Source organism: Enterobacter cloacae complex sp. 370H10, assembly GCF_050031535.1.
Lineage (GTDB): Bacteria > Pseudomonadota > Gammaproteobacteria > Enterobacterales > Enterobacteriaceae > Enterobacter > Enterobacter intestinihominis.
On sequence record NZ_JBLGWG010000001.1, the window covers coordinates 175,068 to 197,473 of the forward strand.

Genomic DNA, 22,406 nt, shown 5'->3' on the forward strand with positions numbered 1-22,406 from the left:
TTATCATGACGGATACAACTTCAGCCCCGCGTTATGCGCTGCGCGGGCTACAGCTGATTGGCTGGCGTGACATGCAGCACGCGCTGGATTTTCTGTTCGCGGACGGGCAGATGAAGTCGGGCACGCTGGTGGCCATCAACGCAGAAAAAATGCTGGCGGTTGAAGATAATGCGGAAGTGAAAAGCCTGATTGAAGCCGCGGAGTTTAAATACGCAGACGGTATTAGCGTGGTGCGTTCAATTCGTAAAAAATTTCCAGACGCTAATGTGTCTCGCGTGGCGGGTGCTGACCTTTGGGAGCGGCTTATGGAGCGCGCAGGCGCTGAAGGCACGCCGGTATTTTTGATCGGCGGCAAGCCAGAGGTGCTGGCGCAGACCGAACAAAAGCTGCGTAACCAGTGGAATGTTAACATAGTGGGCAGCCAGGATGGCTATTTCAGGCCGGAAGATCGCCTGGCGTTATATGAGCGCGTGCGCGACAGCGGGGCGAAAATTGTCACTGTCGCTATGGGGTCGCCGCGCCAGGAAATACTGATGCGCGATTGCCGTCTGGTCAGCCCGGATGCGCTTTATATGGGCGTTGGCGGCACCTACGACGTCTTTACCGGCCACGTTAAGCGTGCGCCCAAAGTCTGGCAAAATCTGGGGCTGGAGTGGCTCTACCGCCTGCTCTCCCAACCGACGCGTATAAAACGACAGATTCGCCTTCTGCGCTACCTCGCCTGGCACTACACCGGGAAAATGTAATCAATATGCAGCGCGATCTGCTGTTCGCGCTGCAACGCCCCCCGCAAAACTGCTGAGTTTATGTGCAATGCATTCATTTTTTTAATGCATTGTTTGCCATTTGCCAGAATTTAAGAAACCATTCGCTCCGTATTTCAGTACCCCTCAAAACAATACCCGGCAACAAGTCGGGAAACAGCAAACACAACCGAGGAATTATGGCAGAGAAAAAACCGGAGCTTCAGCGTGGGCTGGAAGCTCGACATATTGAACTGATCGCGCTGGGCGGGACTATCGGCGTTGGCCTGTTTATGGGCTCGGCAAGCACGCTGAAGTGGGCGGGGCCTTCCGTCCTGCTGGCGTATATTATTGCCGGACTGTTCGTCTTCTTCATCATGCGCTCAATGGGCGAAATGCTGTTTCTGGAGCCGGTGACGGGCTCTTTCGCCGTTTACGCCCACCGGTATATGAGCCCGTTCTTTGGTTATCTCACGGCCTGGTCGTACTGGTTTATGTGGATGGCCGTGGGGATTTCGGAGATCACCGCCATCGGGGTCTACGTGCAGTTCTGGTTCCCGGAGATGGCCCAGTGGATACCCGCGCTTATTGCCGTAGGGCTGGTGGCGCTGGCGAACCTTGCCGCCGTTCGTCTTTACGGCGAAATCGAGTTCTGGTTTGCGATGATCAAAGTCACCACCATCATCGTGATGATTGTCGTTGGCCTTGGGGTCATCTTCTTTGGCTTCGGTAACGGCGGGCACGCTATCGGTTTTGGTAACCTGACCGGGCACGGCGGCTTCTTCGCGGGGGGCTGGAAGGGCTTTCTGACGGCGCTCTGTATCGTTGTCGCCTCCTATCAGGGCGTTGAGCTGATCGGCATTACCGCAGGTGAGGCGAAAAACCCGCAGGTCACGCTGCGTAGCGCGGTAGGCAAGGTACTGTGGCGTATCCTGATTTTCTATGTGGGCGCGATCTTCGTTATCGTGACCATTTTCCCATGGAACGAGATCGGCACCACCGGCAGCCCGTTTGTCTTAACCTTCGCTAAGATTGGCATCACGGCGGCAGCCGCCATTATCAACTTTGTGGTGCTGACGGCGGCGCTCTCCGGCTGTAACAGCGGAATGTACAGCTGTGGGCGTATGCTTTACGCGCTCTCGCAAAACAAACAGCTGCCGGCGGTGATGGGTAAAGTCTCCCGCGTGGGTGTACCGGTGGCGGGCGTAGCGGTGTCGATTGTGATTCTGCTGATTGGCTCTTGCCTGAACTACATCATCCCGAATCCGCAGCGCGTGTTTGTTTATGTTTATAGCGCCAGCGTGCTGCCGGGGATGGTACCGTGGTTTGTCATTTTGATTAGCCAGCTGCGTTTCCGACAGGCGCACAAAGAAGCGATCGCCAGCCATCCATTCCGTTCCATTCTGTTCCCGTATGCGAACTATTTGACGATGGCGTTCCTGATTTGCGTATTAATTGGAATGTACTTTAATGAAGATACCCGCATGTCGCTGTTTGTCGGGATGATCTTCCTGGCTGCCGTCACAGCTGCATATAAACTTTTTGGCCTGGGTCGCCGTGGCTCCGCCCATAAAGTGGAGGAATAAGCGGCAAAATGTGCAAACCATAACCAAACGCGCATTTTTTTCAAAAAAGCACTAGACAGCGGGGTCGGAGGTACGTAATATCCAGCCCCGCAACGGCGCTAAGCGCCCGTAGCTCAGCTGGATAGAGCGCTGCCCTCCGGAGGCAGAGGTCTCAGGTTCGAATCCTGTCGGGCGCGCCATTTTAGTCCCGGCGCTAGAGCTGCGGTGGTCTGAGAAGTAGTCAGAACCGCGTGAAAGAATACAGTGGTGGCTATAGCTCAGTTGGTAGAGCCCTGGATTGTGATTCCAGTTGTCGTGGGTTCGAATCCCATTAGCCACCCCATTATTGAAAGAGTTGTGAATTGCGAAGGTGGCGGAATTGGTAGACGCGCTAGCTTCAGGTGTTAGTGTTCTTACGGACGTGGGGGTTCAAGTCCCCCCCCTCGCACCACGACTTTTAATGAGTTGAACTAAAAATTCAAAAAAGCAGTACATCGGCGAGTAGCGCAGCTTGGTAGCGCAACTGGTTTGGGACCAGTGGGTCGGAGGTTCGAATCCTCTCTCGCCGACCAATTTTGAACCCCGCTTCGGCGGGGTTTTTTGTTTTCTGCGCTTTTTCATCCTGTAGCCATTCCCCGACAACACTCTATATCCTTGTCGCGATTCAGCGACATATAAGCCTTTAATAATAAAGAATTTATTATTTTCTCTCTTAACCTGTCTCCTGGTGACGACAGATTGCCGCCCTTAGCGCGAGTTTGTATGGCGTAAGGCGGCTCTTAACAACATAATTTCCTTTTATCTTAAAATGTTGCGCGATGTAAAAGTTATGCGTGTAAACCTGGCACATTACATGCAATAATATGCGTGTAGATGCTCATTCCATCTCTTATGTTCGCCCTACGGCCTCATAAACTCAGGAATGACGCAGAGCCGTTTACGGTGCTTATCGTCCACTGACAGATGTCGCTTCGGCCTCATCAAACACCATGGACATAACGTTGAGTGAAGCACCAAATATGTTGTCTTACAGACCTGTTTTAACGCCTGCTTTTATAGCAGGCGTTTTTTTATGGGTACAAAAAAGGAGGCCATCTGGCCTCCTGGATAATTACTGCTGCGTTCCGTTATTGTGTAGCGTAAGCAGAAGCCCATCACGCCGCATGGCTGCGGCCTCTTCCGGCTTGTGCTGCTTGTCCAGCGAATCAGCAAGCCAGGCGTAATCAAATGCGTCCGGGCGTTGCTTCAGTGCAGCGCGGAAGGCGAGACTCGCCTCCTGCCACTCGCCGTGTTTCATCAAAGACTGGCCCAGCGTACTCCACAGCAGCGGACGATCGCCCACGGTTTTGATCTGCTGGCGCAATGCTTTTTCTATTTGTTCCGGATTGTTGGTTTTCAGACGCGGGATGACCATCACCAGGCGGTCATCATACTGTCGCTTGAGACCGTCGAGAAGGATCTCCTGCGCGGTGTCATGGTCGTCACACTCAATCAGATGTTCTGCCATCGCCACCTGAAGGGGAACCTGCTGGCGCGTTTTGCGGCTCTGGTTTTTCCACCAGGTTTTCAGGCCGTCGCTGCCAAGATCGGCGCGCGCCTGATCCATCAGGCCAATCCAGGCCAGACGCTGAAGTTCATCACGATGTTCATCATCGCCCACGTCGGCTTTCGCCATGGAAGGGATAATGTCCAGCAGCGAACCCCAGGCACCTGTCCGAATGTATGCCTGCTCCGCAAGACGCAGCACTTCCGGATGACGAGGGGTAATTTCCAGCAGACGGTCAACGCCGTGACGTGCGGCATGGTTTTCATTGCGCGCCAGTTGCAGACGAACGCGGGTGATCTCAACCGGAATCGGATCCTTAGTTGAGAGCTCAGACGCGCGTTCGAGATGCTGATTGGCGCGGGCCTCATCGCCTCGCTGTTGCGCCGCCTCAGCGGCCAGCAGATAGTTAACAACCGGCTGTTCTGCATGGTCGGCATTTTTCGACATCAGCTTTTCAACCTGCTGATAGTCGCCTTCGGCCAGCTTCAGCAACGCTTGCTCGGTCTGCTTACGGGCGCGACGGCGCTTACGGCCAACGAACCAGCCGCGCGTGTGAACCCCGGTACGGAAAATACGACGCAGGATCCATTCCACTGCCAGCAGGACGACCACACCCAAGATCAGGATGATCACCAGCCCTGTCACGCTGGTTTCGACGTTGTAGTTATCGGTCTGGATCAATACGTAACCCTGGTGACCCGCGAGCATCGGTCCCAGTACAATCCCGGCGATCAGCAGGATGAAGAGTAAGAAGACTTTTAGCATCATCACTCTCCTTGCGGCGCGCTTTCAGGCGCTGGCGCGGCGGCAGGTGCTTCAGCCGGGCGCTCTGCCGGAACGCCCGGCTGGGCCAGCAGGTTACGCACGCGCGTCTGCATGATCTTCTCCAGAATCGGCTGGCTTTCCAGCTTGTCCGGCACGTTCATGGTGATGTTTTGCTGGCTCAGCTTGTCGATATCCTCCAGGAACGCGGTCGTGGTTGCGTCATTGGTATCGTAGTAAGCACGTACCCACGTTGAAACGTTATCCAGCGCCTGTTTGTAGGTCTCTTCCTGGTGACGTGGTACGGCCTGGGCAGCCACCAGCAGGCGGGAGCGAATGTTTTCGCGCAGATAGACATCCTGGTTCGGTGCCAGCAGCGGCACGGCAGTTTCATCGCGGCGGCGAATGGTAATAAAGCTGTCCATAAAGTTCTGCCAGCTCTTTTGCAGGTTGATACGCCATTCGCTCAGGGAGCTGGAAAGCTCGGTGCCGTCAGAATCCATCGGGGAGTCATCATCGTTGTTATCGGCCAGCTGAAGGTTATCAATCTGGTTTGAGAGCTGATTTACCTTAAGGATGATACCGTCGTAGTCGACCTGAGAAACCGCAGACAGGCTGGCGATATCTTCCGTAATAGCGCGGCGTGCGTTGATGAGGCTCGGATCGTTCATATCGGCCAGGCTTGCGTCGGCGCTTTTCAGCAGCGCGGCGGCGGTGGTGACATCCTGATCGCTCCAGAGCTTGCGCCCGGCCAGCTTCACCAGAAAATCGGCCTGTGAGAGCAGCCAGGTTTTGGCATCGGTTCCCGAAATCGTGGCGACTTTCTCCTGCACTTCGCTCAGCTGTTTGGTCAACTCTTCACGTTTGCTGTTCGCGTCGGCGAGGGCGGCAGCCTGCTGTTTGATCACGCCTTCCAGCTCAGCTTTTTGCGTCTCCTGCGCTTTCTGTAGGGCGGTGATTTGGTTAACCAGCGCGTCGCTGGTGGCCGTCTGGTTGGTGCCTTGTTTCTTCACCAGTCCGTAGAGACCCACGCCTGCGGCCAGCGCAATCGCGATGGCAATCACGCTCAGCGTGAGGCTGGTTTTATTGCTGCCGTTTTTCTTCTCAACGGTTTTGTCTGTCGTCTCTGGCTGTGACGTGGTGTCCACAGTCTCCCTGGTCTCTTCAACCACGGCGGAGGATTTTTCGTGTTCCGTCATTATGGCTTCCCATTTGAGAGTTATTGTAATGCGCGCAGCAGCGCATCGTTGTCGGCGTTATCAGCGATCCGAATATCCTGCCAGCCCAGTTCCCGGGCGTGGTTCGCCAGACGCTCGCTGACGACCAGAAGCCGACAGCGGAGTAACCAGTTTTCGCGATACCAAAGCGGAATCAGCGACCAAAGCTGTTGTAACATTTCACCGCTGGTAACCACCAGCGTATTAATGCCGCGCGCGTGCCAGCGCATGGCTTCTTCCGCGCCATCATAGTGTTTCGCACAGCGCTGATAGCACTCCACAAACGTCACGTCTGCGCCGCGTTCGCGCAGCGTCTCGCCCAGCAGTTCGCGGCCACCGTTGCCGCGCAAAATGAGCGCACGCTTTCCGGCAATAGTTTGTAATTCAGGTAATTGTAGCAAGACTTCGCTGATTTCCCGATCTAACGGGTAACGAACATCGATTCCGCTCGCGGTATGTAAGGCCAGCGCCGTGGTGCGCCCGATGGCGAAATAGCGGGGTGCGTGGGGCCAGTTAACGCCCTGCTGTTGTAGCTGCGCATGGGCAAATTCCACAGCATGCTGCGATAGCGCAAAGAGCAGATCACCTTCCTGCAAGGCACGCATCTGGTCAGCGAGCGTAGGCAGCTCGCGACCGGGGGAGAATTCAATCAACGGAAAACTCCAGGCCACCTGCCCCAGTGCGCGCAGACGGCTCACTAACTGCTCTCCTGCGGGAGAAGGGCGGGTGACAAGTATGCTCATGCAGGGGGCTCTCCGTTATAGACCTCAGCCAGAATTTCACGCGCGCCGTTACTCAGCAGCTCTTCCGCCAGCGATACGCCAAGCGCCTCGGCATCCTGCGGCTTGCCGCGACGTTCACCGCGAACCATCTGCGAGCCGTCCGGCGCGCCAACCAGCGCACGCAGCCACAGCTCACCGTCAGTTAATTCAGCATAGCTGCCAATTGGCACCTGACAGCCTCCTTCGAGGCGAGTATTCATCGCGCGCTCGGCTTTTACGCGAACGGCGGTATCGTCATGATTCAGCGGCGCGAGCAGTGCCTGAGTACGCGCATCATCCAGACGACACTCAATGCCGACGGCACCCTGGCCGACGGCGGGGAGCGACAGCTCCGGCGGCAACGCCACGCGAATACGTTCTTCCAGCCCCAGGCGTTTCAGGCCCGCAACCGCAAGAATAATGGCATCGTAGTCGCCGTTATCCAGCTTGCCAAGGCGTGTGCCGACGTTCCCACGCAGCGAGCGAATCACCAGATCCGGGCGACGTTCAGCCAGCTGACACTGGCGGCGTAAACTTGACGTGCCGACCACGCTGCCTGCCGGCAACGCATCAAGCGAGTCATAGCGATTAGAGACAAACGCATCGCGCGGATCCTCGCGCTCGCAGATGGTCACCAGCCCCAGCCCTTCCGGGAACTCAACGGGCACATCTTTCATCGAATGCACGGCGATATCGGCGCGGTTCTCAAGCAATGCCAGTTCCAGCTCTTTGACAAACAGACCCTTTCCGCCCACTTTGGCCAGCGGCGTATCAAGAATGACATCGCCACGCGTGACCATTGGCACCAGCTCAACGCGTAATCCGGTGTGGCAGGCTTCCAGGCGCTGCTTAACATAATGTGCCTGCCAGAGCGCAAGAGGACTTTGGCGTGTGGCAATTCTCAAAACATTGTCTAACATGCTTGTTACCGTCATTATCAATCGCTAACCATCCTAACATTGTTGACACTCGGATGGCAGTTTTACGGTTGATGAAGAGTGAGAGGGACAGGGCGGCGTTCGCGTCAGCCACCGCCGTATTCAGGAATTTACACGTACAGAACGGTGCTACACTTGTATGTAGCGCATCTTTCTTTACGGTCAACCGGCAAGGTGTTAAATTGATCACGTTTTAGACCATTTTTTCGTCTGTACCACCAGAAAACAACAAGGCGAAAAAGGGTAACGGTTATTTTTTGAAATACTGCGGGTCCGCTGCTTGTTCTGTTTTGACTGGCGTGCGTCACCCGGAAACATCAGGCGATACGTCTTGTACCTCTATATTGAGACTCTGAAACAGAGACTGGATGCCATCAATCAATTGCGTGTGGATCGCGCGCTTGCTGCCATGGGCCCTGCTTTCCAGCAGGTATACAGTCTACTGCCGACATTGTTGCACTATCACCATCCGCTAATGCCGGGTTACCTCGATGGTAACGTTCCCCAGGGCATTTGCCTCTTCACGCCTGATGAAACCCAACAGCACTATCTGACTGAACTTGAGCTTTACCGTGGTATGCCGCCGCAGGTTTCGCCGAAAGGCGAGCTGCCGATTACCGGGGTTTACTCCATGGGCAGCACGTCATCGGTTGGGCAAAGTTGTTCTTCTGACCTGGATATCTGGGTCTGCCATCAGTCCTGGCTCGACAATGAAGAGCGCCAGCTGTTGCAGCGTAAATGCAGTCTGCTGGAGAGCTGGGCGGCGTCGCTCGGCGTGGAAGTGAGCTTCTTCCTGATTGATGAAAACCGTTTCCGCCATAACGAAAGCGGCAGTCTGGGTGGTGAAGACTGCGGCTCGACTCAGCACATTCTGTTGCTGGATGAGTTTTACCGTACTGCGGTTCGCCTGGCCGGAAAACGTATTCTGTGGAATATGGTGCCGTGCGATGAAGAAGAGAATTATGACGACTACGTCATGTCGCTTTACTCGCAGGGCGTACTGACGCCAAACGAGTGGCTGGATCTGGGCGGTCTGAGCTCCCTGTCCGCCGAAGAGTACTTTGGTGCAAGCCTCTGGCAGCTCTATAAGAGCATTGATTCACCGTACAAAGCGGTGCTGAAAACCCTGCTGCTGGAAGCCTACTCCTGGGAATACCCCACCCCGCGTCTGCTGGCGAAAGATATTAAGCAGCGTCTGCACGACGGGGAGATCGTCTCCTACGGGCTTGATGCCTACTGCATGATGCTGGAACGCGTCACCGAATACCTGACGGCCATTGATGACGCCACGCGTCTTGACCTGGTGCGTCGATGTTTCTATCTCAAAGTCTGTGAAAAACTGAGCCGCGAGCGCGCCTGCGTTGGCTGGCGCCGTGAAGTGGTCAGCCAGTTAGTCAAAGAGTGGGGATGGGACGAAGCGCGTCTCGCCATGCTCGACAACCGCGCCAACTGGAAAATCGATCAGGTGCGCGAGGCGCACAACGAGCTGCTTGATGCGATGATGCAGAGCTACCGCAACCTGATCCGCTTTGCCCGCCGTAACAACCTTAGCGTTTCTGCCAGCCCACAGGATATCGGGGTGCTGACCCGTAAACTGTACGCCGCGTTTGAAGCGTTGCCGGGCAAGGTAACGCTGGTGAACCCACAGATTTCGCCTGACCTGTCTGAACCGAATCTGACCTTTATCTACGTGCCGCCGGGCCGCGCAAACCGCACCGGGTGGTATCTGTACAACCGTGCGCCAAGCATGGATTCGATCATCAGCCATCAGCCGCTGGAGTATAACCGCTACCTTAACAAGCTGGTGGCCTGGGCCTGGTTTAACGGCCTTCTCACCTCACGCACCCGGTTGTTTATCAAGGGCAACGAGGTGGTCGATTTAGCCAAATTGCAGGAGATGGTGGCGGATGTCTCGCACCACTTCCCACTGCGTCTGCCTGCGCCGACGCCAAAAGCGCTCTACAGCCCGTGTGAGATTCGCCATCTGGCGATCATCGTCAACCTGGAATACGACCCGACGGCGGCCTTCCGCAATCAGGTGGTTCACTTTGACTTCCGTAAGCTGGACGTCTTTAGCTTCGGTGAGCAGCAAAACTGCCTGGTGGGCAGCGTGGATCTGCTGTACCGCAACTCGTGGAACGAAGTGCGTACCCTGCACTTTAACGGCGAGCAGGCGATGATCGAGGCGCTGAAAACGATCCTCGGCAAGATGCACCAGGACGCCGCGCCGCCGGACAGCGTGGAGGTGTTCTGCTACAGCCAGCACCTTCGCGGCCTGATTCGTACCCGCGTGCAGCAGCTGGTGTCTGAGTGCATCGAATTGCGTCTTTCCAGCACCCGGAATGAAACCGGACGCTTTAAAGCGCTGCGCGTCTCCGGCCAGACCTGGGGGCTGTTCTTTGAGCGCCTGAACGTGTCGGTGCAGAAGCTGGAGAACGCCATTGAATTCTACGGCGCGATTTCACACAACAAACTGCATGGCCTGTCGGTTCAGGTGGAAACCAACCACGTTAAGCTGCCGCAGGTGGTGGATGGCTTTGCGAGTGAAGGGATTATTCAGTTCTTCTTCGAGGAGTCGGGCGATAACGCCGGGTTTAATATCTACATTCTGGATGAAACCAACCGTGCCGAGGTGTATCACCACTGTGAAGGCAGCAAAGAGGAGCTGGTGCGCGACGTCAGCCGGTTCTATTCATCCTCGCACGATCGCTTTACCTACGGCTCAAGTTTTATCAACTTCAACCTGCCGCAGTTCTACCAGATTGTGAATGTGGATGGACGAGCGCAGGTGATCCCGTTCCGTACGCAGGCGATTACCCCTGCGGCGCCCGCTAACCAGGAAACTGCGCCGCTGTTGCAGCAGTATTTCTCCTGACCCTTTTCGCCGGGTGGCGCTAACGCTTACCCGGCCTACGGTCTGAGCTGCTGTTGCCGGGTGGCGCTAACGCTTACCCGGCCTACGGTCCGAGCTGCTGTTGCGGTTGGCGCTCACGCTTACCCGGACTATGGTTCGAGCCGTTGTAGGCCCGGTAAGGCGTAGCCGCCACCGGGCAACAAAACTACCTGAAACTCACGTCCTCGCCCGCCTGCGCCGTCGCCGCCTGCTCCAGCAGATCCCAGAACGTTTCGCCGCTGCGGTCGCAGATCCACTCGTCACCTTTCAGATCAAAGTGATAGCCGCCCTGTTTCGCCGCCAGCCACACCTGGTGAAGCGGCTCCTGACGGTTAATAATAATCTTGCTGCCGTTTTCGAAGCTTAAGGTCAGGATCCCGCCGTTGATTTCACAATCGATATCGCTGTCGCCGTCCCACTCGTCGATACGCTCTTCGATGGTCATCCACAGGGTATCGGCAAGGCGATGAAATTCACTGTCGTTCATGGTTTTATTCCTGTTTTTCGTGATGGCGGCAGTATAACGCTAAATAATTCCCGTTGCAGGAAAGCGGCAAACTCTTGCTTTTGTGTCTTCTCCTGCGATGATAGAAACAGATTTGAACTTACGGGCAACCTCTACATGAAAAACGTCTTTCGAACGCTTGCCGTTCTTGTCACTCTGTTTAGCCTGACCGGCTGTGGACTGAAGGGACCACTGTACTTCCCGCCAGAGGATAAAAACGCACCACCGCCGACAAAACCAGTGCAAAGTGGTATCGAGTCATCTACGCCGGATACCAACGATCGCGGCAATAACGGCGGCCCGACTCAGGTCAATCTCTGACGATTACGTTCTGTACCCGCGCAATGGAGCAAATGATGCAGTTCTCTAAAATGCATGGCCTTGGCAACGACTTTATGGTCGTCGACGCGGTAACGCAGAATGTCTTTTTCTCCCCGGAACTGATCCGTCGCCTGGCGGATCGGCACGTGGGCGTGGGGTTTGACCAGCTGCTGGTGGTGGAGCCGCCTTACGATCCTGACCTGGACTTCCACTATCGCATTTTTAACGCCGACGGCAGCGAAGTTTCCCAGTGCGGCAACGGCGCGCGCTGTTTTGCCCGCTTTGTTCGGCTGAAAGGGCTGACCAACAAGCGCGATATCCGCGTCAGCACCGCCAACGGCCGGATGGTGCTCAGCGTCACCGACGACGAACTGGTGCGCGTGAACATGGGCGAGCCGAACTTCGAACCCGCTGCCGTGCCGTTTCGCGCCAACAAAGCGGAAAAGACCTATATTATGCGTGCCGCCGAGCAGACAGTATTGTGCGGCGTCGTCTCGATGGGTAACCCGCACTGCGTGATTCAGGTAGATGATGTGCAAACTGCGGCGGTTGAAACGCTCGGCCCGGTGCTGGAAAGCCACGAGCGCTTCCCGGAGCGGGCGAACATCGGTTTCATGCAGGTGGTGAAGCGTGAACACATTCGCCTGCGGGTTTACGAGCGCGGCGCGGGCGAAACCCAGGCCTGCGGAAGCGGTGCCTGTGCGGCGGTGGCCGTCGGTATCTCGCAGGGGTTACTGGCGGAAGAGGTTCGCGTGGAATTACCGGGCGGGCGTCTTGATATCGCCTGGAAAGGAGCGGGTCATCCACTGTACATGACTGGCCCGGCGACACATGTTTATGACGGGTTTATCCATCTATGAAGCAACCAGGGGAAGAACTGCGGGAACCTGTAACGGAGCTGGATGACAGCGCTGTTGTGGATTACCTGCTGCACAATCCTGAGTTTTTTATCCGCAATGCACGCGTCGTCGAAAGGATGCGCGTGCCGCATCCGGTTCGCGAGACCGTGTCGCTGGTTGAATGGCACATGGCGCGCTCGCGCAACCACATCAATCAGCTCGAAGAGAACATGACGCTGCTGATGGAGCAGGCCAGCAATAACGAAAGCCTGTTCTATCGTCTTCTGCACCTTCAGGCGCGTCTGGCTTCCGCGCACAGTCTCGAAGAGTTCCTCAACCGCTTCCACCGCTGGGCGCGCGAGCTGGGGCTGGCAGGCGCGACGATCCGTCTCTTTCCCGACCGCTGGCGCATTGGCGCGCCGTCCGGGTTTACCCATCTGGCGCTGAGCCGTCAGGCGTTTGAGCCGCTGCGCATTCAGCGTCTGGGCCATGAGCACCACTATCTGGGGCCGCTTAACGGGCCAGAACTGCTGGTGGTGCTGCCAGAAGCCAAAGCTATCGGCTCGGTGGCGATGTCGCTGATGGGGCGCGATGGTGACCTGGGTGTGATGTTATTTACCAGCCGCGACGCGCATCATTATGAACAGGGGCAGGGCACGCAACTGTTGCAGGAGATCGCCCTGATGCTGCCTGAGCTGCTGGAGCGCTGGATTGAGCGCGTATGACGGACGGACTGCTCGCCACTGACGTCACCCGTTTTCTGCGCTATCTGGGCGTTGAGCGCCAGCTTAGCCCTATTACGCTGCTCAACTATCAGCGTCAGCTTGATGCCATCATGCAGATTGCCGATGAAATCGGCCTGAAAAGCTGGCAACAATGTGACGCCGCCACGGTTCGCGGCTTCGTTGTGCGTAGCCGTAAAAAAAACTTAAGCCCGGCGAGCCTGGCGCTCCGGCTCTCTGCCCTGCGCAGTTTCTTCGACTGGCTGGTCAGCCAGGGCGGTCTGAAAGCCAACCCGGCAAAAGGGATCGCCACGCCAAAGGCCCCGCGTCATCTGCCGAAAAATATCGACGTCGACGACGTAAACCGCCTGCTGGATATCGATCTTAACGATCCGCTGGCCGTGCGCGACCGCGCGATGCTGGAGGTGATGTACGGCGCGGGCCTGCGTCTCTCTGAGCTGGTGAACCTCGACTTAAAGCACCTCGATCTGGAATCTGGCGAAGTGTGGGTGATGGGCAAGGGCAGCAAAGAGCGCCGCCTGCCGATCGGCCGCAATGCGGTTTCCTGGATTGAGCACTGGCTGGATCTGCGCGGTCTGTTTGGCGCGGAAGAGGATGCGCTGTTCCTGTCGAAGCTCGGCAAGCGGATCTCGGCGCGTAACGTGCAGAAGCGCTTTGCGGAGTGGGGCATTAAGCAGGGGCTGAACAGCCACGTTCACCCGCATAAGCTGCGCCACTCTTTTGCGACGCACATGCTGGAATCAAGCGGCGACCTGCGCGGCGTACAGGAGCTGCTTGGTCACGCGAATCTGTCGACCACCCAAATCTATACCCACTTAGACTTCCAACACCTTGCCTCGGTGTATGACGCGGCGCATCCACGCGCCAAACGGGGGAAATAATGCGTTTTTACCGCCCACTCGGTCAGATCTCAGCCCTGACGTTTGATCTTGATGACACCCTTTACGACAACCGCCCAGTGATCCTGCGTACCGAGCAGGAGTCGCTGGCGTTTGTGCAAAACTACCATCCTGCGCTGAAAGCGATCCAGAACAAAGAGTTCCAGAAGCTGCGTCAGTCCCTGCGGGAAACCGAGCCGGAAATTTACCATGACGTGACCGAATGGCGCCGCCGTGCGGTTGAGCAGGCGATGCTCAATGCCGGCCTGAGCGCGCAGGACGCGGCCATGGGTGCCGAAGCGGCCATGGAAAATTTCGCCAAATGGCGCAGCCGCATCGATGTGCCGCAGGAGACCCACGACACGCTGGCGAAGCTCGCTGAAAAGTGGCCGCTGGTGGCCATCACCAACGGCAACGCTCAGCCTGAACTGTTTGGTCTGGGGAACTATTTTCAGTTCGTGCTGCGCGCGGGCCCGCACGGACGCTCGAAGCCGTTCAACGATATGTATCATCTGGCGGCGGAAAAACTGGATTTGCCGCTCGGTGAGATCCTGCACGTGGGCGACGACCTGACCACGGACGTCGCCGGGGCGATTCGCTGCGGCATGCAGGCCTGCTGGATCAAGCCGGAAAATGCCGATCTGATGACTACCCCGGATAGCCGTCTTCTGCCGCACGTGGAAATTTCACGGTTGGCATCCCTCACGACGCTGATATAATCATCAATTGTTCTGTATAAATTAACAGGGTTTTGGCGAATGGAAACATTTGCCCGCCCGACATGACGTGACGGTGCCAATGGACGTTTCTTACCTGCTCGACAGCCTTAATGACAAACAGCGTGACGCGGTTGCCGCCTCGCGTACAAACCTGCTGGTACTGGCTGGAGCGGGCAGTGGTAAGACGCGCGTGCTGGTTCACCGTATCGCCTGGCTACAGAGCGTGGAGAACTGCTCGCCGTACTCGATTATGGCCGTGACGTTCACCAACAAGGCGGCGGCGGAGATGCGCCACCGTATCGCACAACTGATGGGCACCAGCCAGGGCGGCATGTGGGTTGGCACCTTCCACGGCCTGGCGCACCGTCTGCTGCGCGCGCACCATATGGACGCTAACCTGCCGCAGGATTTCCAGATCCTCGACAGCGAAGATCAGCTGCGCTTGCTGAAACGCCTGATCAAGGCGATGAACCTCGACGAGAAGCAGTGGCCGCCGCGTCAGGCGATGTGGTACATCAACGGTCAGAAAGACGAAGGGCTGCGTCCGCACCACATTCAAAGCTTCGGTAACCCGGTTGAGCAGACCTGGCAGAACGTCTACAAGGCCTATCAGGAAGCGTGCGATCGCGCCGGTCTGGTGGATTTCGCCGAACTGCTGCTGCGCGCCCACGAGCTGTGGCTCAACAAACCACATATCCTGCAACACTACCGTGAACGCTTCACCAACATTTTGGTGGACGAATTCCAGGATACCAACAACATTCAGTACGCGTGGATCCGCCTGCTGGCCGGGGATACCGGCAAGGTGATGATCGTGGGCGATGACGACCAGTCTATCTACGGCTGGCGCGGCGCGCAGGTGGAGAACATCCAGCGCTTTCTCAACGATTTCCCCGGCGCGCAAACCATCCGTCTGGAGCAGAACTACCGTTCTACCAGCAACATACTGAGCGCGGCCAACGCCCTGATTGAGAACAACAACGGGCGACTGGGTAAAAAGCTGTGGACCGATGGCGTCGACGGCGAACCGATTTCGATTTACTGCGCCTTCAACGAGCTCGACGAAGCCCGCTTCGTGGTGAACCGCATTAAAACCTGGCAGGAGAACGGCGGTGCGCTGGAGCAGTGTGCCATTCTCTATCGCAGCAACGCCCAGTCGCGCGTGCTGGAAGAGGCGCTGTTACAGGTGAGCATGCCGTACCGCATTTATGGCGGTATGCGCTTCTTCGAACGTCAGGAGATCAAAGATGCGCTCTCGTATTTGCGTCTGATTGCCAACCGTAACGACGATGCGGCGTTTGAGCGCGTGGTGAACACGCCGACGCGTGGCATCGGCGATCGTACGCTGGACGTGGTGCGTCAGGCCTCGCGCGATCGTCAGCTCACGCTATGGCAGGCATGCCGCGAGCTGTTACAGGAAAAAGCACTCGCCGGGCGCGCCGCCAGCGCATTGCAGCGCTTCCTGGAGTTAATCGACGCGCTGGCGCAGGAAACGGCCGACATGCCGCTGCACGTCCAGACTGACCGGGTGATCAAAGATTCCGGCCTGCGCACCATGTACGAGCAGGAAAAAGGCGAGAAGGGCCAGACCCGTATTGAGAACTTAGAGGAGCTGGTGACGGCAACGCGCCAGTTCAGCTACAACGAAGAAGACGAAGACCTGATGCCGTTGCAGGCATTCCTCTCTCACGCCGCGCTGGAGGCGGGGGAAGGGCAGGCCGATACCTGGCAGGATGCGGTTCAGCTGATGACCCTGCACTCCGCGAAAGGTCTGGAGTTCCCGCAGGTGTTCATCGTCGGGATGGAAGAGGGGATGTTCCCGAGCCAGATGTCGCTGGATGAAGGCGGGCGTCTGGAAGAGGAGCGTCGTCTGGCCTATGTGGGTGTGACCCGTGCGATGCAGAAACTGACCCTGACCTACGCGGAAACCCGCCGCCTGTACGGGAAAGAAGTGTATCACCGTCCGTCGCGCTTTATCGGCGAACTGCCGGAAGAGTGTGTGGAAGAGGTGCGCCTGCGCGCCAGCATCAGCCGTCCGGTCAGTCATCAGCGTATGGGCTCGCCAATCTCTGAAACCGATACCGGTTACAAGCTGGGCCAGCGCGTGCGCCACTCGAAGTTTGGCGAAGGCACCATCGTCAATCTGGAAGGCAGCGGCGAGCACAGCCGTTTGCAGGTCGCGTTCCAGGGGCAGGGGATCAAATGGCTGGTGGCAGCCTACGCCAAGCTGGAAAGTGTGTAACTTTCAGAAAAATATCACTATTTTGTAATAATCTGCTAGCCTTATACGTTGAAGGTCAATTAATGCCCTTCAGCGTTCCGTTGCGTGTTGACGCCACAGTTATTGCTGGCGTAACATGCGCGCACGATTACGCTAAGAGGACATTCGCCTTGGACACACCCAGTAGATACTGGCTCAATTCCCTGTCATCCAGGAACAACTCCTAAGGCTATCTCCTCTTGCTGATGGCCTTAGTGGTTGTCAGCGACTGCATCATTCCCGTCGCGCTGAGTCAGGCTGTTTAATGGTCTGAAACCCAATTTGTTTCTGTGTGCCCACCGAACTGTCCGATATTTTTTGCATTGGGAGTCCCGGTCATGTTGAGCGCATTTCAACTCGAAAATAACCGACTGACTCGGCTTGAAGCCGAAGAGTCACAGCCCCTCATTGATGCCGTATGGGTGGATCTGGTCGAGCCGGACGACGATGAGCGCCTTCGCGTACAATCTGAACTGGGGCAAAGCCTGGCGACACGCCCGGAACTGGAAGACATCGAAGCATCCGCCCGTTTTTTTGAAGACGAAGACGGCCTGCACATTCACTCCTTCTTCTTCTTCGAAGATGCCGAAGACCACGCGGGGAACTCCACCGTGGCGTTTACCATCCGCGATGGCCGCCTGTTCACCCTGCGCGAGCGCGAACTGCCTGCGTTTCGTCTCTACCGCATGCGCGCCCGCAGCCAGGCGATGATGGACGGTAACGCCTATGAGCTGCTGCTGGATCTGTTCGAAACCAAAATCGAACAGCTGGCGGATGAAATCGAAAACATCTACAGCGACCTGGAAAAGCTGAGCCGCGTGATCATGGAAGGCCATCAGGGTGATGAGTACGACGAAGCGTTGTCCACGCTGGCAGAGCTGGAAGATATCGGCTGGAAGGTGCGTTTGTGTCTGATGGATACCCAGCGCGCGCTGAACTTCCTGGTGCGCAAGGCGCGTCTGCCGGGCGGTCAGCTGGAGCAGGCGCGTGAGATCTTACGCGATATTGAATCCCTGCTACCGCACAACGAATCCCTGTTCCAGAAGGTCAACTTCCTGATGCAGGCGGCAATGGGCTTTATCAACATCGAGCAGAACCGCATCATCAAGATCTTCTCGGTGGTTTCCGTGGTGTTCCTGCCGCCGACGCTGGTGGCATCCAGCTACGGGATGAACTTTGAGTTTATGCCGGAGCTGAAGTGGAGCTTTGGCTACCCGGGGGCGATTATCTTTATGATCCTCGCCGGGCTGGCGCCGTACCTGTACTTCAAGCGGAAGAACTGGTTGTAAAAATCAGGCGGGTGGCGCTGCGCTTACCCGCCCTACAAAGCACCTAAATTCCTCTGCGAGTCCTGCGCTGGGTATAAATTGCATCCGCAACGAAAATCGCCAGCGCCACCCAGATAAAGGCAAACGTCACCATCTTATCCGCACCCGGCACCTCGCCGTAAAACACCACCGCCAGCAGGAACATCAGCGTCGGGCCGATGTACTGGAAGAAGCCAAGCGTCGAGAGACGCAGACGCGTTGCCGCGCCGGTGAAGCACAGCAGGGGAATCGTCGTGACCACGCCCGCCGCCATCAGCATCAGGTTCAGCGACCATGGGTTGCTGCCCATGTGGCTGGTGGCGCTGTCGGCAATACCGAACAGGTAGATCGCCGCGACAGGCAGCAGCCACAGGGTTTCAAACAGCATTCCCGTCTGCGCTTCCACGGCGATTTTTTTACGCACCAGGCCGTAGAAGGCAAAGCTGAACGCCAGCCCCAGGGCGATAACCGGCAGTGAACCGAAGGTCCACAGCTGCACCAGCACGCCGCAGAGGGCCAGAATCACCGCCACCCACTGCATCCGGCGGAAACGTTCGCCGAGGAAAATCATCCCCAGCACGATGTTCACCAGCGGGTTAATGAAGTACCCCAGGCTTGCTTCGAGCATGTGATGGTTATTCACCGCCCAGATAAACAGCAGCCAGTTTCCGCCAATCAGCACCGCAGAGAGGGCAAGCAGGAAGACCTTCTTCGGGGTTTTCAGTAGCGTTTTGACGCCTGACCACTGACGGCTGATGCTCATCAGCGCAATCATAAAGAAAAACGACCAGATGACGCGGTGAGTGAGGATCTCGTCCGCCGGGACATAGGCGATAAGCTTGAAGTACGCCGGCGCGATACCCCAAATAAAATAAGCGGCAAGAGCGAGTAAAACGCCCTGCCGCGTCTGTTTAGCATCCATCGGGAAAATCCGTTACAAAAAAGTGAAATAATTTTACCCGAATTTGCCGCCTCAACCCACCATATAAGTGGCGGTTGCGCTGGCGATATAAACCTGCTCCTCGTTATGCAGCTCAACGCGGGCGACGGCAACTTTATTCCCGGCGCGCAGCAGGCTGCTGGTGCAGGTGAAGCGGTTTCCGCGTCCCGGTCGCAGATAGTCGACGCGTAAATCGATGGTTCCCATGCGCGAGAGGCGCTGGCGTAACTCATCTTCGTTGATGGTGTCATGGCGCGTCAGCGTGCTGCCCACGCACACCAGACCGGCCGCCACGTCCAGCGCAGAGGCAATCACCCCGCCGTGCAAAATGCTTTGTGCCCAGTTACCGACCATCATTGGCTGATTATTGAAACTCAGCTGAGCGAAGTCTTTTTCGTATCGCTCCAGCTCAAGACCCAGTGCACGGTTGAATGGCATGTGGTACACAAAAATCTCGCCCACGAGCTTTAAGGTTTCTTCGGCGGTGAGTGTGGCTGACATCTGACGTGGCATCCTTGTTGTTAACAAAATGTTGATTTTATGCTTCAGGATAAAGGAATGCCACTTTAAGAAACGAGGAAGCGGAAGTTATCGCAGAAGTCTGTAGAATGCCCGGACAAAACTATTCATTAAATGTCACAATTTCAGGAGAACACCACCGATGCGGACGTATCTGGGTTGGTTACTGGCGGCGGTTGCGCTGCCCCTCACAGCATATGCGCAGGAAGCGACGATCAAAGAAGTGCATGATAAACCTGCCGTTCAGGGCAGCATCATCGCCAATATGCTTCAGGAGCATGACAATCCGTTCACGCTCTACCCCTATGACACAAACTACGTGATCTATACCCAGACCAGCGATCTCAACAAAGAGGCGATAAGTTCCTATAACTGGTCTGACAATGCGCGTAAAGATGAGGTGAAGTTCCAGCTCAGCCTGGCCTTCCCGTTATGGCGCGGCATCCTGGGGCCGAACTCGGTGCTTGGTGCATCTTACACGCAGAAGTCATGGTGGCAGCTCTCCAACAGCGGGGAATCTTCACCGTTCCGCGAAACCAACTATGAACCGCAGCTGTTCCTCGGTTTCGCCACTGATTATGAGTTTGCAGGCTGGACGCTGCGCGACGTGGAGGTGGGCTATAACCACGATTCCAACGGTCGTTCCGACCCAACCTCACGCAGCTGGAATCGCGTATATACGCGTCTGATGGCGCAGAACGGCAATTTCATGGTGGAAGTGAAGCCGTGGTACGTGGTGGGCAGCACCGATGACAACCCGGATATCACCAAATACATGGGCTATTATCAGCTTAAAGTGGGCTATCAGCTGGGTGACGCGGTGCTGAGTGCCAAAGGGCAGTATAACTGGAATACCGGCTACGGCGGCGCAGAGCTGGGCCTGAGCTATCCGGTGACGAAGCACGTTCGTCTCTATACCCAGGTGTATAGCGGTTATGGCGAATCGCTGATTGACTATAACTTCAACCAGACCCGCGTTGGTGTGGGCGTCATGCTGAACGATATTTTCTAAGCTGCTCGAATGTTTTTGCGTTAAACGTTGAAGTTTCTCTCTCAGGCGCTGAAAATAGCGCCTGTTTCATTTCTGGCATATGGGGTTAACGTGGCGCAGGCGGAAGTATTGAATCAGGAATCGCTGGCTAAACAGGTTTTGCATGAAACCTTTGGCTACCAGCAGTTCCGTCCTGGCCAGGAAACCATCATTGAAACCGTGCTGGAAGGCCGCGATTGCCTGGTGGTCATGCCGACCGGCGGCGGAAAATCGCTCTGCTATCAGGTGCCCGCGCTGGTACTTAATGGCCTGACGGTTGTGGTCTCCCCCCTTATTTCCCTGATGAAAGACCAGGTCGACCAGCTGCTTGCCAACGGTGTGGCGGCGGCCTGTCTTAACTCGACGCAAACCCGCGAGCAGCAGCAAGAGGTGATGGCCGGGTGCCGCACCGGGCAGATCCGCCTGCTGTATATCGCGCCAGAGCGCCTGATGCTGGACAACTTCCTCGACCACCTGGCGCACTGGAACCCGGTGCTGCTGGCGGTGGATGAAGCGCACTGTATCTCCCAGTGGGGGCACGATTTCCGCCCGGAATATGCCGCCCTCGGCCAGCTGCGTCAGCGCTTCCCTGAGCTGCCGTTTATGGCGCTTACCGCCACGGCGGATGACACCACGCGTCAGGACATCGTTCGCCTGCTGGGGCTGAAAGACCCCTATATTCAGGTCAGCAGCTTCGACCGGCCGAACATCCGCTATATGCTGATGGAAAAATTCAAGCCGCTGGATCAGCTCCTGCGCTACGTGCAGGAGCAGCGCGGCAAGTCCGGCATCATCTACTGCAACAGCCGCGCGAAGGTGGAAGACACCGCTGCGCGTCTGCAAAATCGCGGCTTTAGCGCGGCGGCATACCATGCCGGGTTAGAAAACCACATCCGCGCCGACGTTCAGGAAAAATTCCAGCGCGACGACCTGCAAATCGTGGTCGCAACGGTGGCGTTTGGGATGGGGATCAACAAGCCTAACGTGCGCTTTGTGGTGCACTTTGATATCCCGCGCAATATCGAATCCTACTATCAGGAAACCGGCCGCGCCGGGCGTGATGGCCTGCCTGCGGAAGCGATGCTGTTTTACGATCCGGCGGATATGGCGTGGCTGCGCCGCTGTCTCGAGGAGAAACCGCAGGGGCAGTTGCAGGATATCGAACGCCACAAGCTTAACGCGATGGGTGCCTTCGCCGAAGCGCAAACCTGCCGCCGTCTGGTACTGCTCAACTACTTTGGTGAAGGGCGACAGGCGCCGTGCGGCAACTGCGATATCTGCCTCGACCCGCCGAAGCAGTACGACGGTCTGATGGACGCGCGCAAAGCGCTCTCGACTATCGGACGCGTGAACCAGCGCTTTGGGATGGGCTACGTCGTCGAAGTGCTGCGTGGGGCTAACAACCAGCGTATCCGCGACATGGGTCACGACAAGCTGCCGGTTTACGGCATCGGGAAAGACCAGAGCCATGAGCACTGGGTAAGCATCATCCGCCAGCTGATCCATCTCGGCTTTGCCACGCAAAATATTGCCCAGCACTCTGCGCTTCAGCTTACCGAAGCGGCGCGACCGGTCCTGCGCGGTGAGGTTGAACTGAAGCTCGCCGTTCCGCGCGTCGTCGCCCTCAAGCCGCGCGTGATGCAAAAATCCTACGGCGGCAACTACGATCGCAAGCTGTTCGCCAAGCTGCGCAAGCTGCGTAAAGCCATTGCCGATGAAGAGAACATCCCGCCATACGTGGTGTTCAATGACGCGACGCTGATCGAGATGGCCGAGCAAATGCCACTCAGCGCCAGCGAGATGCTCAGCGTCAACGGCGTCGGCACGCGCAAACTGGAGCGCTTTGGTAAAGAGTTTATGGCGCTTATCCGTTCCCACGCTGATGGTGATGATGAGGAGTAGTCAGCCGGGCGAAAAAGT

At 56.8% G+C, this 22,406-nt stretch carries 20 protein-coding genes and 4 tRNA genes; 17 read left to right on the forward strand and 7 right to left on the reverse strand.

Going from position 1 to position 22,406, the window contains the following annotated elements; translation table 11 throughout:
• Positions 1-5: 5 nt before the first annotated feature.
• The 6 genes from wecG to ACQG2Q_RS00900 all read left to right on the forward strand — a co-directional run bounded on the left by wecG (position 6) and on the right by ACQG2Q_RS00900 (position 2,880).
• Positions 6-746, forward strand: coding sequence for a lipopolysaccharide N-acetylmannosaminouronosyltransferase (wecG, locus tag ACQG2Q_RS00875; RefSeq protein ID WP_023299039.1), 741 nt, complete (start codon positions 6-8; stop codon positions 744-746).
• Positions 747-943: 197 nt separating this feature from the next.
• Positions 944-2,329: a bifunctional threonine/serine APC transporter ThrP gene (gene thrP, locus ACQG2Q_RS00880; RefSeq protein ID WP_023305225.1), complete on the forward strand. Its 1,386-nt coding sequence runs from the start codon at positions 944-946 to the stop codon at positions 2,327-2,329.
• A 102-nt stretch (positions 2,330-2,431) separates the two neighbouring features.
• Positions 2,432-2,508: transfer RNA gene (locus tag ACQG2Q_RS00885), tRNA-Arg, on the forward strand.
• Positions 2,509-2,575: 67 nt separating this feature from the next.
• Positions 2,576-2,651, forward strand: a tRNA-His gene (locus ACQG2Q_RS00890).
• 21 nt (positions 2,652-2,672) lie between these two features.
• A tRNA-Leu gene (locus ACQG2Q_RS00895) sits at positions 2,673-2,759 on the forward strand.
• Positions 2,760-2,803: 44 nt separating this feature from the next.
• A tRNA-Pro gene (locus ACQG2Q_RS00900) sits at positions 2,804-2,880 on the forward strand.
• A gap of 539 nt (positions 2,881-3,419) precedes the next feature.
• On the opposite strand, the gene hemY is transcribed toward ACQG2Q_RS00900, so the two are convergent.
• Genes hemY through hemC form a run of 4 tightly spaced genes read right to left on the reverse strand, consistent with a single transcriptional unit; the run spans position 3,420 to position 7,514 of the window.
• The gene (gene hemY / locus ACQG2Q_RS00905; RefSeq protein WP_032622057.1) at positions 3,420-4,619 is read right to left on the reverse strand and encodes a protoheme IX biogenesis protein HemY; all 1,200 of its coding nucleotides are present in this window, start codon (positions 4,617-4,619) and stop codon (positions 3,420-3,422) included.
• A 2-nt stretch (positions 4,620-4,621) separates the two neighbouring features.
• On the reverse strand, positions 4,622-5,815 hold the full coding sequence (gene hemX / locus ACQG2Q_RS00910) for a uroporphyrinogen-III C-methyltransferase (protein ID WP_022646657.1): 1,194 nt from the start codon (positions 5,813-5,815) through the stop codon (positions 4,622-4,624).
• Between the two features lie 20 nt (positions 5,816-5,835).
• On the reverse strand, positions 5,836-6,576 hold the full coding sequence (gene hemD / locus ACQG2Q_RS00915) for a uroporphyrinogen-III synthase (protein ID WP_023299041.1): 741 nt from the start codon (positions 6,574-6,576) through the stop codon (positions 5,836-5,838).
• Entirely contained in the window at positions 6,573-7,514 is a 942-nt protein-coding gene (hemC, locus tag ACQG2Q_RS00920; protein WP_038415042.1) for a hydroxymethylbilane synthase, read from the reverse strand. The genes hemD and hemC overlap by 4 nt, the downstream gene beginning before the upstream one ends.
• A 349-nt stretch (positions 7,515-7,863) precedes the next feature.
• Between hemC and cyaA the strand changes: the two genes are divergently transcribed.
• A complete protein-coding gene (gene cyaA / locus ACQG2Q_RS00925) occupies positions 7,864-10,407 on the forward strand; it encodes a class I adenylate cyclase (protein WP_023299043.1) in 2,544 nt (847 codons plus the stop codon).
• 184 nt (positions 10,408-10,591) lie between these two features.
• On the opposite strand, the gene cyaY is transcribed toward cyaA, so the two are convergent.
• Positions 10,592-10,912, reverse strand: coding sequence for an iron donor protein CyaY (gene cyaY / locus ACQG2Q_RS00930; protein ID WP_023305228.1), 321 nt, complete (start codon positions 10,910-10,912; stop codon positions 10,592-10,594).
• A gap of 135 nt (positions 10,913-11,047) precedes the next feature.
• Here cyaY and lptM point away from each other — a divergent pair, with 135 nt between their 5' ends.
• The 8 genes from lptM to corA all read left to right on the forward strand — a co-directional run bounded on the left by lptM (position 11,048) and on the right by corA (position 17,979).
• Positions 11,048-11,251 (forward strand): LPS translocon maturation chaperone LptM, encoded by a 204-nt coding sequence (gene lptM, locus ACQG2Q_RS00935; RefSeq protein WP_006812373.1) that lies wholly within the window; start codon positions 11,048-11,050, stop codon positions 11,249-11,251.
• A gap of 35 nt (positions 11,252-11,286) precedes the next feature.
• Complete coding sequence (gene dapF / locus ACQG2Q_RS00940) at positions 11,287-12,111, forward strand: diaminopimelate epimerase (RefSeq protein ID WP_023299045.1); 825 nt, start codon at positions 11,287-11,289, stop codon at positions 12,109-12,111.
• Positions 12,108-12,815 carry a DUF484 domain-containing protein gene (locus ACQG2Q_RS00945; protein ID WP_023295731.1) on the forward strand — a complete coding sequence of 236 codons (708 nt, stop codon included), beginning with the start codon at positions 12,108-12,110 and terminating at the stop codon, positions 12,813-12,815. Before dapF ends, ACQG2Q_RS00945 begins: the two co-directional genes overlap by 4 nt.
• Positions 12,812-13,714 (forward strand): tyrosine recombinase XerC, encoded by a 903-nt coding sequence (xerC, locus tag ACQG2Q_RS00950; protein WP_022646663.1) that lies wholly within the window; start codon positions 12,812-12,814, stop codon positions 13,712-13,714. Before ACQG2Q_RS00945 ends, xerC begins: the two co-directional genes overlap by 4 nt.
• Positions 13,714-14,430: a 5-amino-6-(5-phospho-D-ribitylamino)uracil phosphatase YigB gene (gene yigB, locus ACQG2Q_RS00955; protein ID WP_022646664.1), complete on the forward strand. Its 717-nt coding sequence runs from the start codon at positions 13,714-13,716 to the stop codon at positions 14,428-14,430. The genes xerC and yigB overlap by 1 nt, the downstream gene beginning before the upstream one ends.
• A 79-nt stretch (positions 14,431-14,509) precedes the next feature.
• A complete protein-coding gene (gene uvrD / locus ACQG2Q_RS00960) occupies positions 14,510-16,672 on the forward strand; it encodes a DNA helicase II (RefSeq protein ID WP_017383586.1) in 2,163 nt (720 codons plus the stop codon).
• A 149-nt stretch (positions 16,673-16,821) separates the two neighbouring features.
• On the forward strand, positions 16,822-16,878 hold the full coding sequence (ysgD, locus tag ACQG2Q_RS00965; RefSeq protein ID WP_212743980.1) for a YsgD/CorL family protein: 57 nt from the start codon (positions 16,822-16,824) through the stop codon (positions 16,876-16,878).
• Between the two features lie 150 nt (positions 16,879-17,028).
• Complete coding sequence (gene corA, locus ACQG2Q_RS00970) at positions 17,029-17,979, forward strand: magnesium/cobalt transporter CorA (protein ID WP_003860807.1); 951 nt, start codon at positions 17,029-17,031, stop codon at positions 17,977-17,979.
• Positions 17,980-18,022: 43 nt separating this feature from the next.
• Here the strand turns inward: corA and rarD are convergent, their stop codons facing one another.
• Positions 18,023-18,919, reverse strand: coding sequence for an EamA family transporter RarD (rarD, locus tag ACQG2Q_RS00975; protein WP_023299047.1), 897 nt, complete (start codon positions 18,917-18,919; stop codon positions 18,023-18,025).
• A gap of 51 nt (positions 18,920-18,970) precedes the next feature.
• Positions 18,971-19,438, reverse strand: coding sequence for an acyl-CoA thioesterase YigI (gene yigI / locus ACQG2Q_RS00980; protein WP_006812366.1), 468 nt, complete (start codon positions 19,436-19,438; stop codon positions 18,971-18,973).
• A 160-nt stretch (positions 19,439-19,598) separates the two neighbouring features.
• Between yigI and pldA the strand changes: the two genes are divergently transcribed.
• Together pldA and recQ are read left to right on the forward strand one after the other, a co-directional pair.
• A complete protein-coding gene (pldA, locus tag ACQG2Q_RS00985) occupies positions 19,599-20,468 on the forward strand; it encodes a phospholipase A (RefSeq protein ID WP_022646666.1) in 870 nt (289 codons plus the stop codon).
• A 90-nt stretch (positions 20,469-20,558) separates the two neighbouring features.
• On the forward strand, positions 20,559-22,388 hold the full coding sequence (gene recQ / locus ACQG2Q_RS00990) for an ATP-dependent DNA helicase RecQ (RefSeq protein WP_032626543.1): 1,830 nt from the start codon (positions 20,559-20,561) through the stop codon (positions 22,386-22,388).
• Positions 22,389-22,406 lie beyond the last annotated feature (18 nt).